Raw genomic sequence first — 17,792 nt, 5'->3', positions numbered from 1 at the left:
TCCAGCGGTCTAAACCGTCAGCGCTTCTTGGCTGCCCGCTTTGCGGCGGCGTTGACTGCTGCCTTTACCGCCGGAGGCATGCCCGCTTGTTCGCTTTCCGGCTCAGCCACCGAGCCCCGGGCTTTCGCAATGGCCTTCATGCCGTGGTAAATGGCCAGGGCGGCGGCCGAGCCCAGTGCGATGCCGGTGAACTTCAGGTCGCCGATGGTCCAGGTGTAGTCCGCAATCCCGATGATCAGTGCAACTGCAGCGGTAGTCAGGTTTACCGGATTCGAGAAATTCACCTTGTTCTGCACCCAGATCTTCACACCCAGGACGCCGATCATGCCGTACAGCATGGTGGCTGCGCCTCCGAGCACTCCAGGCGGAACAGTGGCAATCAGTTCGCCGAACTTCGGTGAGAAGCTCAGGACGATGGCAAAGATGCCGGCCACCCAGTACGCCGCCGTCGAATACACCTTGGTAGCGGCCATGACGCCGATGTTTTCGGCATAAGTGGTGGTGCCGGAGCCGCCGCCGAGGCCCGCGAGGACGGTGGCCACGCCGTCGGCCAGCAGCGCGCGGCCGGAGACCCCGTCGAGGTTCTGGCCCGTCATTGCTGCAACCGACTTTACGTGCCCGATGTTCTCGGCAACCAGCACAAGCACCACGGGCACAAAGAGGCCCAGCACGCCCACATGGAATTGAGGCGTCTGGAACTGGGGGAGGCCGATCCAGGCGGCGGCGTCCACCTTGTTGTAATGCACTTCCCCGCGCATCATGGCCGCGAGATAACCCACCACTACGCCCACCAGAATGCTCAATCGGCCCAGCATCCCCCGGAACAGGACGCTTACCAGGATGATCGTGGCCAGCGTGATCACAGCGGTGACCGGGGCGGCGTCGAAGTTCGCCTTGGCAGCCGGCGCGAGGTTCAGGCCGATCAGTGCCACGATGGCGCCGGTAACGATGGGCGGCATCAGCCGGTTGATCCAGCCCGCGCCGAACTTCTGCACGATCGCCCCGATGACGCCCAGGACGACGCCGGCAAGCACCACACCGCCCAGTGCGCCCGGCACGCCGAACTGCTGCTGGGACGCCATGATGGGCGCGATGAACGCGAAGCTGGAACCAAGGTAGCTGGGCACCCTGCCCTGGGTGATGACCAGGAAGAGGAGCGTGCCGATGCCGGAGAAGAACAGAGTGGTGGCGGGCGGCATTCCCGTGATGATGGGAACCAGGAACGTGGCACCGAACATGGCCACCACGTGCTGCATGCCCACGCCGATGGTCAGCGGCCAGGTCAGTCTCTCCTGCGGCGCCACCACGTGGCCGGGCCGGATCGTCCTGCCGTTGCCGTGCAGCTTCCATTTGGTTCCGAGCATGCTCATGGCGGAGGCCTTTCAAGGGGGGGGCCGGGGGCCGGGATCTTCCGGTGCAACAATACCGCCCAGCCTCACGCAGCGGGACCCGGCTGTCGCTCCTGGCTTGTCGCGGTACTGGAACCTAAACGACAGAAATCGCGGACACGGGCGGGTTTCCGGCTGTGCCCAACGTCACGCGCCGTCATGGGAAGAGGGCATGGTGACTTGAAGTTGCAACTATAGAAGAAGAACCGCCGCAGCCACCAGGCGTGCGGGCCCCAGCGAAAGGTAAGCCAATGACTATTGCCCACGAAGAAGCGGCCATCGATGCCGCCGCCGTCGACGCCATTTTTGCCGAGGCCCGCACGGCCAACTCCTTCACCGGCGAGGTGACCGAGGACCAGGCGCGCGCCATCTACGAGCTCACCAAATTCGGCCCCACCGCCTTCAACTCCCAGCCGCTCCGGGTGACTTACGTCCGCTCCGATGAAGCCCGCACCAAGCTGGTTGACGCGCTCATGGCCGGCAACCGCGCCAAGACGGCTTCAGCCCCGCTGGTGGCCATCCTCAGCTACGACACCTCGTGGGCCGAGCGGTGGGATAACTTCCTGCCGGGCTACAACGCTCCCAAGGCGATGTATGACGCATCTCCCGAGCTGGCGGCGACCACCGGCAACAACAACGCCCACCTCCAGGCCGGCTACTTCATCCTCGCTGTCCGTTCGCTCGGTTTCGCCGCAGGTCCCATGACCGGTGCCGACTTCAACGCCATCGACGCCGCCTTCTTCCCGGCCGGCGACCAAAAGAGCTTCCTGGTGGTCAACATTGGCCAGCCCGGTGAGGACGCCTGGGGCGAAGCGAAGCCCAAGTTCACATACGAGGACGTCGTCCGCACCGTCTGACGCTCTCTCACATCCTGCCGCTTTAACGCCAACGCTCTCTCACTTTCCTCAGGAAAGTGAGAGAGCGTTGTTCGTTTTAATGCAGGAAGTGAGAGAGCGTTGGTGTTTAGGCGGCCAGGTTAGGCGATGACACCGTCCACGAGCGCCTTGGCTTCCGCCTGGACCTGCTTGAGGTGGTCCTCGCCCTTGAAGGATTCGGCGTAGATCTTGTAGACGTCCTCGGTGCCGGACGGGCGCGCCGCGAACCAGGCGTTCTCGGTGACCACCTTGAGCCCGCCGATGGACGCGCCGTTGCCGGGCGCCTCAGTGAGCTTGGCGGTGATCGCCTCGCCCGCCAGCTCGGTGGCGGTGACGTCCGACGGCGATAGCTTGCCGAGTGCCGCCTTCTGCTCGCGGGTGGCCGCTGCATCGATACGTGCGTAGACATGTGCGCCGAACTGGTCCGTCAGGCCCTTGTACAGCTGGGACGGGGACTTGCCGGTCACGGCCGTGATTTCCGAGGCCAGCAGTGCGAGCAGGATCCCGTCCTTGTCAGTTGTCCAGACGCTTCCGTCCAACTTGTTGAAGGAGGCGCCGGCCGATTCCTCGCCGCCGAACGCGCCTTCACCGGAGAGAAGCCCGGGAACGAACCACTTGAATCCCACGGGGACTTCCACCAACTTGCGGCCCAGGCTCTCGGCGACACGGTCGATGATGGAGGACGAGACCAGGGTTTTGCCCACCACTGAGCCGGGGTTCCAGCCGCTGCGGTTCCGGTACAGGTAGTCGATGGCGACGGCGAGGTAGTGATTCGGGTTCATCAGCCCGCCCACACCGTCGACAAGAGGTGTCACGATGCCGTGGCGGTCGGCGTCGGCGTCGTTGCCCGTGGCGATGTCAAAGGCGGCACCAGACGCAGAACCAGCGCCAGCGTCGGACATCCTGTTGATGAGCGAGGCCATTGCCGACGGCGACGAGCAGTCCATCCGGATCTTCTCGTCCCAGTCAAGGGTCATGAAGGCCCACTGCGGGTCCACCGTGGGGTTCACCACGGTCAGGTTCAGATGGTGGCGTTCACCGATCTCGCCCCAGTAGTCCACGGCGGCGCCGCCCATGGGATCGGCCCCGATGCGGACGCCGGCGTCGCGGATGGCATCAAGGTTCAGCACAGACGGCAGGTCGTCAACATAGCTGCTGAGGAAGTCGAACTTTCCGGTGGTGTCGGCGTCCATGGCATCTGCGAGGGGAATGCGCTTCACGCCGCGGAGGTCGTTTTCGAGCAGCTCATTGGCGCGGTTTGCGATCCACCCGGTGGCGTCCGAGTCAGCCGGGCCGCCATGCGGCGGGTTGTACTTGAAGCCGCCGTCCGCCGGCGGATTGTGGCTGGGCGTGACCACAATGCCGTCGGCCTGCGGCGCGCCGGCGGGAGCTTTCCGGTTGTAGGTGAGGATGGCGTGGCTCAGAGCCGGTGTGGGCGTGTAGCCGTGCCGGGCGTCGATCAGCACCTGGACGCCGTTGGCGGCGAGCACCTCAAGGGCCGAGTTTTGCGCCGGTTCACTGAGCGCGTGCGTGTCTTTTGCCAGGAACAGTGGGCCGGTGATGCCCTGCCCGGCGCGGTACTCCACGATTGCCTGCGTGATGGCGACGATGTGCTTCTCGTTGAACGACGCTTTGAGGCTGGAGCCCCGGTGTCCGGACGTGCCAAAAGCCACCCGTTGGCCGGGATCGCTGAGATCCGGCGTGACGTCGTAATACGCGTCAAGGAGGGCAGTGATATCAACAAGGTCCTGGGGTTGGGCAACTGTGCCCGCGCGGCTAGCCATGGCACCAGCATGCCAGACGAGCGCCGGAGGAAAAACGACGTGACCGGATTACTGCCCCTGTGACGGAAGATTTCCACCCGAGGCGGCGGGAGCAAACGTTGGAACAGACGTGAGAACTTGCGGCCGGAAACAAGTAGTGAAACTGAGTACTCCGCCCAAAAGTACCTATATACCACCGGCCCGCGCCGCTGCTACTTTCAAGAAAACTCCGGAAAGACCTTGGAATGATTCAGGAAATAAGCCGGGGATTTGGGGGAGATCAAGGACGACGGCGCCGAGCACCGCCGTCGCGGACGTCAGGAAAGCAGGGGGCGTGGCATGGTGGCAGGGGAAGGCGCGGCGGAACAGTCCAGACTAGCTGCCGAGCGGGTGGCGCGTCTTAAGTGCCAGTTCGACGAGACCGAGCTGGCCACAAAATCGTGGGACGCCGCCGCCGCCGACGAACGAATAGTGGCGGACAAGCTGAGTCAGCTCATTCCACACGGCTGGTACGTGCTGCATGATGTCCACTGGCCCGGCAGGCCCAAAGCCTACCTGGACCATGTGCTGGTCGGACCGGCAGGTGTGGTGGTTGTTGACGCGAAGAACTGGACGGGCGAGGTCCGCGTCTCCTCCGGTGTGCTGTGGCAGGGCCGCTACTCGAGGACACAATCAGTCGAAGGTGCGCTTGCCCAGTGCGCCGCCGTGGCGTCGGTGCTTTCACCCCGGCTTCGCCGGTTTGCCCGCCCCCTGATCTGCATGGCGACCCAGCCGGACCTCTTTGGAATCACCGGCTCGGATGTGGCCGTCGCAGGCACCGACCGCGTTGTGGACGCCATCCTGGCGCTGCCCGTGGCCCTTGACCAGGAGACTGTGGTGGGGCTTTATGCCCAGTTGGGGGAACAACTGACCCAGGAACAGGGCGAGGGTATGCGAGTGGTCAACCCGGCGGGGACGGCGCCAGGAGTTGGGGGACCGGGAGTTGGGGGACCGGGCGCTGAGGGACCGGTGAGCCACGTGAGGGTGCCCCGAGCGCGTGCACCCAAGTCGCCTTCAGTTGAGTTCCCGTCAGTTATGTCACGGCGGCCTGCGGTGTCGCCGGATTCAGGGCCAGGTCTCCCTGAGCCGGCCCTGGGGATCGGCGTGGGAAGGGGCGCCCGCGTGCGCAAGGGCATCACCACCGGGACGAAGGCCGGGGCCCACGAGCATGCGGGGACTGGAATGGGCAAGCTGTTTTTTCTGGCGGCCTTTGTGACATTTGCCGTCTATGTCCTGCCGTATTGGGGGCGGTAGGGCGCTTGACAGGGACTACGGCGGTAGGCTGGGAGCAAAGACTTTGTAGGGGGAAACCATGACTGACCAGCCGACCCAACGCCCTGACCCAGAGGGACCAGACGGACAAGGCCTGGGCGAGACGCCCGCGGGCTACCAGCCGCCGCAGTTTGTCCCTCCGCAGGGCTCCGAGATTCCTGCACCACCGGCCTATGAACATGGCCAGCAGTATGGTGGCCAGGACCAATACGGCCAGCCCGGCGGGCAGTACGGCCAGGACCAATACGGCCAGCCCGGCGGGCAGTACGGAGCGCCCTATGCCCAGCCCGGAAGCCCGTATGCCCAGCCGGGGAGCCCTTACGGCCAGCCGGCGGGAGCCTACGGCCAGCCTCCCAGCCCGTATGGCCAGCCCGCGTATTACGGAATGCCTGCGGAGCCCAAAGGCCTCAGCATCGCCAGCATGGTGTGTGGCATCGCCTCCGTCATACTGGGCTGGTTCCTGCTCCCGCAGATTGCCGCGATCATCACCGGCCATCTGGCGCTTCGGCGGGAACCTTCAGGCAAGGGCATGTCGATCACAGGCCTGGTCCTGGGGTACCTGTGCCTGCTCGGCTACGGGGCCTTCTGGGTTTTCGTCATCGTCGCGGCGGCGATGTACGGTACGAGTTCCAGTTACTCGTACTAGGACGTCCGCCGCACTGCCCCGGCCGTAGGCCCAGAGCACACAGCGGCCGTTTCAGAAGATCGACAGACCGGTTCTGGTGGTGAACTCGTCCAGCGCAGCGACTCCTGCGACGGAATTTCCGGATTTTCCCAAGCCGGGGCTCCAGACGCAGACGGTGCAGTTGTTGGGTACCACGGCGATGATTCCGCCGCCCACTCCGCTCTTTCCGGGAAGTCCCACCCGGTAGGCGAATTCGCCCGCGGCGTCATAGGTGCCGCACGTCAGCATTACGGCGTTGATCCGTTTGGTCTGCGGTGAGGACAGCAGTGCCGTGCCATCCACCCGCACGCCGTTGTTCGCCAGGAACCTGCTGGCCAAGGCGAGGTCCGTGCAGCTCATCTCCAGTGAGCACTGCAGGATGTAGTTGTCCAGCACGTCCTGCACGGGGTTCTCGAGATTGCCGCAGCTCGCAAGGAAGTGCGCCAGGGAAGCGTTCCGGTTGCTGTTCCTGGCCTCGGACTCGGCCACCACGGCGTCAACCCCGATCGCGCTGTTGCCGCTCTCCTGGCGCAGCAGGTCCAGGACTGCTCCCGAGGCATCGCCGGTGATGCTCAGGAGCTTGTCGGTGACCACCAGGGCGCCTGCGTTGATGAAGGGGTTCCGCGGAATTCCGTCCTCGTGCTCCAGCTGCACCAAGGAGTTGAATGGGTTGCCGGAAGGTTCGCGGAACACTCGCCTCCAGATGCCGTCGCCGTCGCCGGCGAGAACCAGGGCCAGTGCGAATACCTTGGAAATGCTCTGGATGGAGAACGGCACGGCGGCATCTCCAGAGGCGTAGACCTCGCCGTCCCCCGTGGCTACGGAAATGCCGAACTGGCCGGCGTCCACTGCCCCCAGCTGGGGTATGTAGTTGGCCACTTCGCCTTGCCCCAGCCGGGGTTTGATGGATCCGACGATGTCGTCGAGAAGATTTTGGATGTCCATGGATCGTGTGTTCTGTTCTGTCGAGTTGGCAGGGTCTGTCGAGTTGGGAGGGTTCGGGTCGGGAAATCGGAACGCTGGGTCAATGTTGTCGGGACCGGGTCCACAGCCGGATCTGCAGGTGTGCCAACAGGCGTTGTCCGGGATCCTGGAGGTCGATCCCGGCCACTTCGCAGGATCGGCGCAGCCGGTAGTGGACGGTGTTGCGGTGGATCACCAGGTCCTCGGCGCACCGGTTCACGTCGCCGAACGATTCCAGGTAGGCAAGCAGTGTTGTGGCGAATTCCGGGTATCGGTCGCAGAGCTCCGTGATGCCCTTGTGTCGGAGTTCGTGCCGGGATCCCACCAGGTCAAGCAGCTCATTGACCAGCACTGTGGTTTCCACTTCGCTGAACGACGCCACCTTGCGGGCCGGGTCCGTGCGGAGCACTGTCAGTACGTTCCTCACGTGCTCCAGTGAGGTGTGGAGCTTGTCCAGACGGTTAACCACGGGCCCGATGGCGGCCTGCACCTGCAGGTCCAAGTGGGCTCCGGCGTCGCGGACGATTACGTTCACCAGCCTGCTGATCGCGGCCGGGGACTTTACCGGATCCAGGTCCGGCAGGATGATGGCTGTTTCCAGTCCGAGGGCCCCGACCACGGCACCGGGCCGGTAACCGGCGGCATGGATCGACACGAGGTTGGCGAGTTCGCCGCGCTGGAGCTGAAGGCCCGGCGCCGACTGGTGCAGGCCGCCGGAGGAGACCAGCACCAGTGCGGCCGGCCTGGAAGGATCCAGTCCGGCAGACTGCGCCTGGGAATGGATCTGGGCCGTCCCGCTGAGAAGACTGGACACCCGGTCCCGGCGCATGGACTGGGACTGTTCGTTGCGGTGCCTCACCAGCTCGATGGCGGCGTGCCGGGCGGAACCCACCATAATCCTGTCCGTGTTGGCCGCAAGGCGTTCTGTCCCCTCCTGCAGCCAGATGTAGCCCAGGATCCTGCGGCCGGCGAAGATGGCGATTGCTACCCGCTCACGGAGTCCTTCCTCCGGGTTGGCCGGTATGTGGATGGGGACTTCACCGGCCTGCAGATGCTTGTACACGCCGGATTCCTTGAGCAGTTTCTGGTACCGCTCGGGCCCCCGGCGGGCCAGGATGGACAGCCTGCGCAGCTCGTCGACGTCGTTGGAGGCCGGGGAGTAGGCCAGCACCCGGTTGGCCGGATCCTCGATCACCACGTGGCCGCCGGTTAGGGTGGCAGTGGTCTGGGCGATGCCAAAAAGGTCACGCTGCATCAGCGTGGACGTGTCGGCTGACGGGAGTGATTCGCGGAGGCGGTCAGTCGCGATCCCTTCAAGCTGGTCCCACCGTGCCTCTGCGGCAACGGCAATGAGCCCCGTCCCGGTTCCGTCCAGGACCTCCCGGACGGCCGCCAGGTCCGCCTCGGAACCTTTGATAGCTATAGCCACGGGTCCGTCGGCCAGCAAGGCCCGCACTTTGGGCAGCGAAGCCCGCCCGCGGGCCCCGACCAGAAACACCAGGGCGCCGGGATCGACGGCGGCGCCGTCCTCCGGATCAACAATCACAGTTTCGCGGACCTGTTCATTCTCCGGCCCCGGAGCCATCAGCAGCCCGGCATTGTCGACGCCGAGGTCTTCCAGGATGTCGCTGAGCGTGACACGGATGGCGTCGCCGGGTTGCTCTTCAGGCCTCACGTCTTTGTTCAGACCCTTTCTGGTGCTTATCAAGTTTGATGCTCCGCGGAGCCGGCGGCTATTGCCACAGCCATGTACGTTACTCGCGTTCGCCCTGATCGAAATTGGTTCCCGGCACAATTGGGCCGACCTGAATTTGGCGGCCATCCCAAAACAAAGCTAGCCCTGGATCCCTAGAGTTGGATACCGGCCTTCCCGGCAAAGATGCCTGGAGGCCGCAGAACGCACCGGACCGTCCGCCGCACTGGACGGCGCAAGGAGTCAAAGGAGACCCCACGAATGACTTGTTTCAGCAACTGCGGGAAGCCGTCGTGAAGGCGGCCCCGGCCGGGACACAAACCACGGACACTGCAGCGGCCCTCGACAACGGCAGGGAGCTGCTGGCGGACAGGACGATTGCTGCGCAGGATTTTTCCAGCGAAGAGGCCGGCTACCACAAAACCCTCTCGCCGCGGCAAATCCAGATGATCGCCATTGGTGGAGCCATCGGTACGGGCCTGTTCATGGGTGCCGGAGGCAGGCTGAACGGGTCCGGCCCGGCCCTGGTCCTGGTCTACGCCGTCTGCGGCTTCTTTGCCTTCCTCATCCTGCGCGCACTCGGCGAACTGGTGCTCTACCGCCCGTCGTCGGGCTCCTTCGTGTCCTACGCCAGGGAGTTCTACGGCGAAAAGATGGCATACACGGCCGGCTGGCTGTATTTCCTCAACTGGGCCATGACCTCCATCGTTGACGTCACCGCCGTCGCCCTTTACGTGAAGTTTTGGGCGCCGTACTGGGGACCGGTGCGGGACATTCCGCAGTGGGTCATCGCGCTACTGGCGCTGGTGGTGGTGCTGGGCCTGAATCTGGTCTCTGTGAAGGTGTTCGGCGAAATGGAGTTCTGGTTCGCGCTGACAAAGGTGGCGGCGCTGATCCTGTTCCTCATTGTGGGCGTCTCCTTTATCGTCTTGGGTGGCAAAACGGACGCCGGAACGCCGGGAATCGGCGTCCTGCTGGACAACGGCGGAGCCTTCCCCACCGGGGCAGTGGCGCCGCTGCTGGCGATCAGCGGCGTGGTCTTTGCCTATGCAGCGATCGAACTGGTCGGCACGGCCGCCGGCGAAACGGCAAATCCCGAGAAGGTGATGCCGAAGGCGGTGAACACCGTGGTGGCCCGGATCGCCATCTTCTACATCGGTTCGGTGCTGCTACTGTCACTGCTCCTTCCCTTCACGGCCTACAAAGCGGGCGAGTCCCCGTTTGTCACGTTTTTCTCGCACCTGGGCTCGCCGGAGTCGGCGGCGGTGTCGGCGTCGGTCATGAACTTCGTGGTGCTCACGGCGGCCCTGTCCAGCCTGAACGCCGGTCTCTACTCCACCGGGCGCATTCTCCGGTCCATGGCCGTCAACGGGTCCGCGCCGGCGTTCACCTCCCGGATGAGCCACAGCGGGGTGCCATACGGCGGAATCCTGCTCACCGCCGTCGTCACGCTGCTGGGGGTTGGCCTCAACGCCCTGGTGCCTTCCCAGGTCTTCGAAATCGTCCTGGAGATCTCCGCCGTAGGCATCATCGGCGGCTGGGCCACCATCATGCTCTGCCACATCAAGCTCCAGAAGTGGGTCCGGCAGGGCAAGGCTGTCCGGCCCTCGTTCAGGCTTTTCGGTGCGCCATTTACGTCCTACCTGACGCTGGCATTCCTCGCATTCGTGTTGGTCACCATGGGCTTTTCCGAGACGGGACGGTGGGTCCTGCTCTCCTCGCTGGTACTGGTTCCGCTGCTCGGCCTTGGCTGGCACTCCACACATCGGCGCCGGGCTGAAGCAGCACTGGCGGGTGGGAAAGCATGAAAACCCAAAGCTCCGCGGAAAACGGAATGAGAATCGGAACGAAAAACAGCATGAAGTACGACGCCGTGTCCCCGGCTGTGCGGGTCCCGCCGGCGGAACCGGAGATCGGAACCCCAGCCGCGCATGGCGGATCCGTGCGGATTCATGGGAGTTCCTGGGCTATGCGCTAAAGCAACTTACCAACCGCCCCAGTCCAGCGGGCACAGGGGAGTCCGGTTTGCTGGGACAGATACGGCGCGCAACGGCCCTGCTGGGCTCGGTGGAGTCCTACTGGGCGTTTCCGGGACTTGGCACCGTTGGACGCCTCCGCGGCCTCATTCATGCCGGACTGTACCAGGAGGCCCTCGAGCTGGTGGACGGAGCCCGGGCGGGCATGTGGCGCCCCAGGCGCGGGCATGAGCAGCCCACACCCCGCATTTCCGGTTCTGCCGATCCAGGAGTCCAGGAGGCAGGTGAAACGACAGTGGTGCGGCCGCGCTTTGAAGTGCTTGTGGTTGATGATATTCCGGAGCGGGACGCCGAGGCGCTGAAAGGCGACATGCTGGCCCAGCAGCGGCCGGCCGACACCTTCAGCTACGACGTGAACGTCGTTTCTTCCTACGAGGATGCACTGGTGGCACTGCTGCTCAACCCGGATATCCAGGCCTGTGTGCTTCGGCCGGGGTTCGCCATTACGGCCTCCAGGCCGATGGGCTCGGACCTCAAGAGGTTCGTCTCCCGTTACGTGGAAGACGGTTTGGAGCGTCTGCGCCCCATCGACCGCATCCTGCGGCTGGCTGAACGGATCGAGCAGCTTCGGCCGGAGCTGGACGTCTACCTCGTAGCAGGTGTTGCCATCGAAGGGCTGGCCGGTTCACTGACCCGCCGCTTCGCGCGGATTTTCCGCCGCGAGGACCGGCTGGACCTGCATCTGTCCCTGCTCGCGGGCGTGACGGCCCGGTACGAAACGCCCTTCTTCACTGCCCTGCAGGAATACAGCCGGAGGCCCGCCAGCGTCTTCCACGCCCTTCCGATTTCCCGGGGCGGTTCAGTGGCGAACTCTCCCTGGATCCGGGACATGGCAGACTTCTACGGTCAGAACCTGCTGCTCGCGGAGACGTCCGCGACATCCGGCGGGCTGGATTCCCTGCTTGATCCACACGGCTCGATCAAGAAGGCCCAGACCCTCGCGGCGCGCGCGTTCGGGGCGCATAAAACGTTCTTTGTCACCAACGGCACTTCAACGGCGAACAAGGTGGTGCACCAGGCCATCGTGGCCCCAGGCGACATCGTCCTGGTGGACCGGAACTGCCACAAATCGCACCACTACGCACTGATGCTGTCGGGGGCGCAGGTGGCTTACCTCGACGCCTACCCGCTGGACCAGTATTCCTTCTACGGCGCCGTTCCGCTGGAGAGCATCAAGAAGATGCTCCTGGACTACCGGCGCGCGGGCCGGCTCGACCACGTCAAGATGATCACGCTGACCAATTGCACGTTCGACGGCGTTGTCTATGATCCCGAGCGCGTCATGGCGGAATGCCTGGCAATCAAGCCCGACCTCGTCTTCCTCTGGGATGAGGCCTGGTTCGCCTTCGCCACGTTCCATCCGGTGTACCGGCGTCGGACGGCAATGGCCGCGGCAGCGAGGCTTGAGGAGCAGTTCCAGGATCCTGGCTACAGGCTTCAATTCGCAGAGCAGTCGCAGGAACTCACGGATCCGGCGACCGGGGAACGTGCCGCTGACGAGGCGTGGCTGCAGACCAGGCTCGTTCCGGATCCGGCGAAGGCCCGGCTCCGGGTCTACGCGACGCAGTCGACCCATAAGACCATGACGTCGCTGCGCCAGGGATCGATGATCCATGTGTTCGACCAGGACTTCGAACAGCTCAACGGCGAGGCCTTCCGCGAGGCCTACATGACGCACACGTCCACGTCGCCGAACTACCAGATCCTCGCGTCCCTGGACATCGGCCGGCGGCAGGCGGAGCTGGAAGGGTTTGCCCTTGTGCAAAAGCAGGCCGACCTGGCCGTCAGCATCGCCCAGGCGGTGGCACGCAACCCGCTGCTGAAGAAGTACTTCCAAATACTGGGCGCCCGCGAGCTGGTACCGGAGCAGTTCAGGGTGACCGACTGCTCCATGCCGCTGAACCACGGGCTGTCCACCTTCGACGAGGCGTGGCGCCGCGACGAGTTCGTGGTTGACCCGAGCCGGCTCACGCTGGATATCGGCCTCACCGGTGTCGACGGGGACACCTTCAAGCACGACCACCTCATGGACAAGTACGGCATCCAGGTCAACAAGACTTCGCGGAACAGCGTGCTGTTCATGACCAACATTGGCACTTCACGCAGCGCCGTGGCCTACCTGGTGGAGGTGCTGGTGAAGCTGGCGGAATCGTTCGAGACGGAGAAGCGCACTTTGGGTCCACGCGGACTCGGGGCGCTGGAGGCGCGGATAACAGCACTCAGCAGTTCCCCGCCTGCTCTTCCGGACTTTAGCCGTTTCGCCAGCCGTTTCTGTTCGGGCGCCACCCCGGACGGCAACCTCCGGGCCGCCTACTTCGAGACCTACAAGGACGGGGCCACGGAGTACCTGGAGCCCACCGAGCTTGCCGCGCGGGTGGAGGCCGGCCAGGAAGTTGTTTCCGCCGGTTTCGTCACGCCGTACCCTCCAGGCTTCCCCATCCTGGTGCCGGGCCAGGTGATCACGGGAAACGCCCTGGCCTTCATGGCCGCGTTGGACACCCGGGAGGTCCATGGTTTCGACCCTGCCCTGGGCTACAGGGTCTTCTCTTCGGCCTGGCTTGCCGCGGACTGATCCGGCCAGAGGCGTGCGGCTGTCCTAGGAGCGGGTTTGTCCCAGCCTCGACCGGTGGGCGTTGTACCTGAGCTGCAGGATCCGGGCACCGCCCGCGATGGCCACCAGGACGCCACCGGTGACGCTGGCTATGAACAGGGCCATGCCCAACGGGACGGATCCTTCCAGCCCCAGGTATCTGACGGCAACCTGCTCCTGGTTTTGCAAAATGAAGATGATCAGCAGGATGAGGAGCACCAATGCTGCAACCACCGCTGCCCACACCACCCCGGCCCGCGTGACCCGCGGGGCTGCCGAAGGCGCGGCTGCTGGCGGGGGCGCGGCCGGTGTGGGGGTTGCCGGGGCGGCCGCGGTGGTCCCGGGGGCGGCTGGCCCCTGGGTTGCGGGAGGATTGGCCGGGCTGGACTTCGCCACCGGCTGCCCTGCATATTCCTCACCGGTCTGAGGCTGCCGCTCTACACCGCCCGCAGGCATGGATTGTCCTGTACTCATCTCGCCACCTCTTTAGTAAGCATACTTATAGTCCCACCATAATGGCCGTCCGGCAGCGGTGTATAGCGGCGGAGCAGAAGTCAGCCGTCGGCGAGCCGGCGGGCGTGCTCACGTTCGGCTTGCGCCAGTTCCCCGGCCCCGCTGGCCTCCAGGACCCAGACGGTCACCACGCCTTCCGGCCCGGCGACGGATTCCGCGCTGAGGGCGTCTTCCATCCTGCGGCGGACCTCGGCCAGATGCTCCGGCTCGGTGGCGAAGATGACTTTCACGCGGACGGTTCCGCCGGTCCGCTCAGCGCTGGTGTGGTGCCCTGCAAGTGGACAGGGCGGCTTGTGCTCCCAGCTCCCGCAGAGTGCAAGCGTGATGGCGGCGCCCGGAGCGCGGAGGTCGGCATCAGCGTCCATCCGGAGTCTGGCGTTGTGCGCATAAAGTCCCCGCATGGCTCCATTGTCCGGCATCGCCCCATCCGGGCCCAGCCGGAAGGGCCTCGCTCAAACGTGAACGGGGCCCTTCCCGGATATTGGGTCATGCCAGCTTGTCAGACCTTCTCGAAGGTGTGGTCAGCAGCAGGCTCCTGGACCGTTGGTGCCTTCCGGCGGGGGGCGAAAGCCCAGAACTTGAATTCGGGTTCGGTCAGGTCCGGCTCCGGACCGGCCGGCTGCTTTTCCTGCTTTGCCTCTGGCTCGCGTTGGGTTTCCTTGCGGATACCCCACCCGAAGTCCTTACTCGATGAATAGCACATCACAACCTCCTAATAGTGATTGCCCTTTAATCGTCCTCCGTATCTGCCTCCGAGTCGACACCCCGCCCGAATAGTCCAATTCGCGGCTTTCCAGGGTCACCGGTTTTCGGTCATCAGATGCCAGGCCTCCTCAGGGTAGGGCCACGGGGACTTCCTGAGGCAGCTAGAAGCGAATGGCGTCAATCACCTTGATCCGGACGGCAACCAGGGCCGGGATGGCGCCCGCCAACGCGCCCACGAGCACCGCGGAGCCCAGGCCGAGTATTGCGGCCTCAACCGGAAACCCCGGGTACTCCTTGAGGCCCGGTGCGATATGGGCCTGGATCCACGGGTTCTTCACGACTGCCACGGAAATCATGACCCCCACGATCCCGGCTACTGCCGTAGCCACAACGGATTCCATCATGACGCCGAGGAAAATCCGCTGTGAAGTTGCGCCAAAGCTGCGGCGGATGCCGATTTCACGCACCCGGTACCGGACAGTGACCATTGAAATGTTCAGCATGCCCACCGCTCCCAGGAGAAGGACAAGCCCGGCAATGCCACCGACGGCAAGCTGGACAGTTGCGAACGGATCCCCGTAGCTGGCGTAGTCCATCCGGTCCACCTGCACCTGCATGCCGGGAAATTGCCGCTGCAGGTCTGAAGTGATGGCAAGTTTGAGCGCTTCGGCCTGATCGTCCCCAACCCAAAGTTTGAACTGGCTGAACCCTCCCGAGGAAATATCCGCGCGGTCCGCTGCCCCGGTCAGCATAAAGGCCGACGGCGGTGCCTGGGGGAACTGATCGGGAACCACCCCGATGATCACCGCCGTCGTCTCCTGAGTTCCCAGCAGCTGGACTTTTGGATTTGTGGTGAGGTTCGGCCGTCCCGCCGCGTTGTAGAAGCCCTCTGAGACAACCAATGCCGGGGCCAGCCGATTTTCGTCGTCGGCAGCAAACCATCCGCCCTGGCGGACGTCCAGGCGGTGGATCACCCCATAGCCGGGATCCACAAGTTGCAGGTTCACCTGCTGCACGCCGTAAGGGGACTGGAAGGAATGCTGTGCCTGGTCTGAATGTGAATAGTAGGTGATCCCGTAGCGGTCGATGACGCCCTGGTACGCCTCCTCAAGTTTTTGCTGATCCGGCGGGGTTGGCCCAAAGACCCCGATGCCAAGGGTTGCGGCGCGCCCGCCGTTTTGTTCTGAGGACGCTTTGAAACCTTCACGTGCCAGGTTTCCTAAACCCACTACCGAGGTCAGGGCGGCCACGGAGAGTGCCACTCCCACGAGCGCCAGAAGAATGCGGGTCTTGTTGATCCGCAGTTCCTGCCAGGCTTCCACGAGGGCAGAAATAATCCCGGTCACGCGCTCACTCCCATCGGTACGTCGGTAACGGAGAGGACGCCTGTTTCCAGCCGGTAGCAGGCCCGCGCAAGGGACGCGACGTTGACATCGTGGGTGATGGTGATGAGGGCCGCGCCGGATTCGGTTGCCACAGTGTCCAGCAGCGCCATGACTGCTTGTCCTGTATCCACATCGAGGGCGCCGGTAGGCTCATCCGCAAGGATAAGGCGGGGTCGGCGGACCAGTGCACGGGCGATGGCAACTCTTTGCTGTTCACCGCCGGAGAGCATGTTGGGCAGCGTCTGGGCGCGGTGGGCAAGGCCCACCCGGTCAAGGATGTCCATGGCTATCTCCCTGCGCCGCCAGAATTGGGTACCGCGGGCGTAAAGCAAAGGTGTGATGACATTGTCCAGTGCGCTACGGCCCGGCAGCAGGTTGAACTGCTGGAACACAAATCCCACGGCCTCCCCGCGGAGCCTTGCCCTGGCGCCGCCGTTCAGTTGCTGCACCGGCGTTCCCTGGAAGTTGAGTTCCCCGCTGGTGGGCACGTCGAGGAGCCCGAGCAGGTTCAGCAGGGTGGACTTGCCGCAACCGGACCGTCCCACCACTGCTGTGTGGTCGCCGCTGTGAACAGCGAGGTCAACTCCGCGGAGAATATGGAGCTCCTGGTCATCAGGCAGCACGACCGTCCGGGTCACGCCTTTGAGGGCTACCAGTTCCTCCACGGTTAGCCACCCATCGGAAAGCCCGGCCCGCCGAACTGCGGCCCCATGGGCGCTTGCGCGGGTGCGCCGGGAATGAACTCAAGGACCGCTTCGCCTTCGGCCAGCCCCGAGACCACCTCCACCAGGGAACCATCGTTGAGGCCCAGTTTGACCTTGCGCTGCTGGGGTTCGCCCATAGGGCTGCCTGGCGGTGTTCCATCAGCCGGTGCCGTGCCGGCAGGCGCGCCGGCCGCAGCGCTGCCGGCGTTGGGGGCCATGCCTGCCCCTGCGAGCCAGACGATGCCTTCCTTGACGCTGCCTTCCACGGACGTGAGCGGCACCGTGACAACGTTGACGGCCTCGCCGGCAGTGACGGTCATAGTGGCCCCCAGTCCCGCAAAGACTTCAACATCTGTCGGGACAGCGCAGCTAAGGGTTCCAGTGGGCGTTCCACCCTGCTCGGGCGCCCCGCCGGAAGCTCCGGGACCCGCTGTGGCGTAGGGGACCGTGCGGCTTACGCCCCCGCCAAGACCCCCGGCGAGACCGCTGGTGACGGCAGCCTCTCCGGCTGCGCCGGTCACGCTCTTCAGGTCCACAGCGGGACAGGTGAACGGAGCGGGACCGCCGACAAGCGAGACTTGCGCTGAGCCTGGCTTGGCCAGGAGCCGGTATTGCTGGGCAGCGTCTACAGAGCCGCTGACAGTGTAGGTTCCGGGGTCGACTGATCCGGCAGCCTGGCCGACGCTGACCTGTTGGTCGATCAGTACGTCCAAGGTCTTGAGCTGACCGCCAGCCGGTGCCAGCACATCGGTATAGGTATACGTGGGCAGGGCCGTCGTCCGGGATGGCTGCGGGACCTCGGAACCCTGCACTCCTGTTCCGGTTGCCGCCTCAGCGCTGGCCTCAACTTCCGGCCGCGCAGGCTGAACTTCACCCCGGACCTGGTACAGGGCATCTCCGGAGCTCACCTTCGCGCCGGGCTCCACGAAAATGTACATCACGACGCCGGCCACGGTGTTCCGCACGCCAACCGCGGCGTCATTTTGGACGGTCGCCTTGATCTCCACTTTGTTGGTGACCGTCGCCCGGGAGGCCTGGACTACGGGAATAGCGACTTCGGCCCCTGGGCCAGCCACCGCCGGTTCCGGTTCCATCCCATCGACGAAAGCGATTTTAATCAACGACACCGCAATGACTGCGAAGACTGCCAGCCACGCTGTCGGCAAAATGACACGCCTGAAAACTCTCATTCCTGCCCCCAT

Annotated in this window: 15 protein-coding genes; 5 read left to right on the top strand and 10 right to left on the bottom strand. The window is 64.6% G+C overall.

The genetic code is table 11. From position 1 onward, the window contains the following. Positions 1 to 17: 17 nt before the first annotated feature. Positions 18 to 1,370, bottom strand: a complete 1,353-nt coding sequence (locus J7E83_RS18430; RefSeq protein WP_214965098.1) for a uracil-xanthine permease family protein — start codon at positions 1,368 to 1,370, stop codon at positions 18 to 20. Positions 1,371 to 1,639: 269 nt separating this feature from the next. Here J7E83_RS18430 and J7E83_RS18425 point away from each other — a divergent pair, with 269 nt between their 5' ends. Beyond that, on the top strand, positions 1,640 to 2,245 hold the full coding sequence (locus tag J7E83_RS18425; protein ID WP_214965097.1) for a malonic semialdehyde reductase: 606 nt from the start codon (positions 1,640 to 1,642) through the stop codon (positions 2,243 to 2,245). A 119-nt stretch (positions 2,246 to 2,364) separates the two neighbouring features. On the opposite strand, the gene pgm is transcribed toward J7E83_RS18425, so the two are convergent. Then, complete coding sequence (gene pgm / locus J7E83_RS18420) at positions 2,365 to 4,047, bottom strand: phosphoglucomutase (alpha-D-glucose-1,6-bisphosphate-dependent) (protein ID WP_214965096.1); 1,683 nt, start codon at positions 4,045 to 4,047, stop codon at positions 2,365 to 2,367. A 249-nt stretch (positions 4,048 to 4,296) separates the two neighbouring features. On the opposite strand from pgm, the gene J7E83_RS18415 reads away from it, so the two are divergent. Beyond that, on the top strand, positions 4,297 to 5,319 hold the full coding sequence (locus J7E83_RS18415) for a nuclease-related domain-containing protein (protein ID WP_251044084.1): 1,023 nt from the start codon (positions 4,297 to 4,299) through the stop codon (positions 5,317 to 5,319). 58 nt (positions 5,320 to 5,377) lie between these two features. After that, on the top strand, positions 5,378 to 5,983 hold the full coding sequence (locus J7E83_RS18410; RefSeq protein ID WP_214965095.1) for a DUF4190 domain-containing protein: 606 nt from the start codon (positions 5,378 to 5,380) through the stop codon (positions 5,981 to 5,983). A 51-nt stretch (positions 5,984 to 6,034) separates the two neighbouring features. On the opposite strand, the gene J7E83_RS18405 is transcribed toward J7E83_RS18410, so the two are convergent. Next, positions 6,035 to 6,946 carry a glutaminase gene (locus J7E83_RS18405; protein WP_214965094.1) on the bottom strand — a complete coding sequence of 304 codons (912 nt, stop codon included), beginning with the start codon at positions 6,944 to 6,946 and terminating at the stop codon, positions 6,035 to 6,037. A 79-nt stretch (positions 6,947 to 7,025) separates the two neighbouring features. Further along, entirely contained in the window at positions 7,026 to 8,639 is a 1,614-nt protein-coding gene (locus J7E83_RS18400) for a helix-turn-helix domain-containing protein (protein ID WP_311379776.1), read from the bottom strand. A 377-nt stretch (positions 8,640 to 9,016) separates the two neighbouring features. On the opposite strand from J7E83_RS18400, the gene J7E83_RS18395 reads away from it, so the two are divergent. Together J7E83_RS18395 and J7E83_RS18390 are read left to right on the top strand one after the other, a co-directional pair. Continuing rightward, positions 9,017 to 10,465: an amino acid permease gene (locus tag J7E83_RS18395; RefSeq protein WP_251044115.1), complete on the top strand. Its 1,449-nt coding sequence runs from the start codon at positions 9,017 to 9,019 to the stop codon at positions 10,463 to 10,465. 217 nt (positions 10,466 to 10,682) lie between these two features. Beyond that, positions 10,683 to 13,265: an ornithine decarboxylase gene (locus tag J7E83_RS18390; protein WP_311379775.1), complete on the top strand. Its 2,583-nt coding sequence runs from the start codon at positions 10,683 to 10,685 to the stop codon at positions 13,263 to 13,265. A gap of 24 nt (positions 13,266 to 13,289) precedes the next feature. Here J7E83_RS18390 and J7E83_RS18385 read toward each other — a convergent pair whose 3' ends face one another. The 6 genes from J7E83_RS18385 to J7E83_RS18360 form a co-directional block, all read right to left on the bottom strand. Beyond that, on the bottom strand, positions 13,290 to 13,757 hold the full coding sequence (locus J7E83_RS18385; protein WP_251044082.1) for a lipopolysaccharide assembly LapA domain-containing protein: 468 nt from the start codon (positions 13,755 to 13,757) through the stop codon (positions 13,290 to 13,292). A gap of 80 nt (positions 13,758 to 13,837) precedes the next feature. Next, a complete protein-coding gene (locus J7E83_RS18380) occupies positions 13,838 to 14,197 on the bottom strand; it encodes a hypothetical protein (RefSeq protein WP_214965090.1) in 360 nt (119 codons plus the stop codon). 98 nt (positions 14,198 to 14,295) lie between these two features. Further along, a complete protein-coding gene (locus J7E83_RS18375; RefSeq protein ID WP_214965088.1) occupies positions 14,296 to 14,499 on the bottom strand; it encodes a hypothetical protein in 204 nt (67 codons plus the stop codon). Positions 14,500 to 14,662: 163 nt separating this feature from the next. Further along, positions 14,663 to 15,847, bottom strand: coding sequence for an ABC transporter permease (locus J7E83_RS18370; RefSeq protein WP_214965081.1), 1,185 nt, complete (start codon positions 15,845 to 15,847; stop codon positions 14,663 to 14,665). Beyond that, positions 15,844 to 16,542, bottom strand: a complete 699-nt coding sequence (locus J7E83_RS18365; RefSeq protein WP_214965227.1) for an ABC transporter ATP-binding protein — start codon at positions 16,540 to 16,542, stop codon at positions 15,844 to 15,846. Before J7E83_RS18365 ends, J7E83_RS18370 begins: the two co-directional genes overlap by 4 nt. Positions 16,543 to 16,553: 11 nt before the next feature. Then, positions 16,554 to 17,780 (bottom strand): secretion protein HlyD, encoded by a 1,227-nt coding sequence (locus tag J7E83_RS18360; RefSeq protein WP_214965079.1) that lies wholly within the window; start codon positions 17,778 to 17,780, stop codon positions 16,554 to 16,556. Between the last annotated feature and the right edge of the window lie 12 nt (positions 17,781 to 17,792).

Source organism: Arthrobacter sp. ISL-48, assembly GCF_018613805.1.
Classification (GTDB): Bacteria; Actinomycetota; Actinomycetes; order Actinomycetales; family Micrococcaceae; genus Arthrobacter.
This window is presented reverse-complemented; position numbering and strand designations above follow the sequence as displayed.

Bases quoted from the DNA above. Each gene is read 5' to 3' on its own strand.
- J7E83_RS18430 (WP_214965098.1), bottom strand. From the start codon at position 1,370: ATGAGCATGCTCGGAACCAAATGGAAGCTGCACGGCAACGGCAGGACG.
- J7E83_RS18425 (WP_214965097.1), top strand. From the start codon at position 1,640: ATGACTATTGCCCACGAAGAAGCGGCCATCGATGCCGCCGCCGTCGAC.
- pgm (WP_214965096.1), bottom strand. From the start codon at position 4,047: ATGGCTAGCCGCGCGGGCACAGTTGCCCAACCCCAGGACCTTGTTGAT.
- J7E83_RS18410 (WP_214965095.1), top strand. From the start codon at position 5,378: ATGACTGACCAGCCGACCCAACGCCCTGACCCAGAGGGACCAGACGGA.
- J7E83_RS18405 (WP_214965094.1), bottom strand. From the start codon at position 6,946: ATGGACATCCAAAATCTTCTCGACGACATCGTCGGATCCATCAAACCC.
- J7E83_RS18385 (WP_251044082.1), bottom strand. From the start codon at position 13,757: ATGAGTACAGGACAATCCATGCCTGCGGGCGGTGTAGAGCGGCAGCCT.
- J7E83_RS18380 (WP_214965090.1), bottom strand. From the start codon at position 14,197: ATGCGGGGACTTTATGCGCACAACGCCAGACTCCGGATGGACGCTGAT.
- J7E83_RS18375 (WP_214965088.1), bottom strand. From the start codon at position 14,499: ATGTGCTATTCATCGAGTAAGGACTTCGGGTGGGGTATCCGCAAGGAA.
- J7E83_RS18360 (WP_214965079.1), bottom strand. From the start codon at position 17,780: ATGAGAGTTTTCAGGCGTGTCATTTTGCCGACAGCGTGGCTGGCAGTC.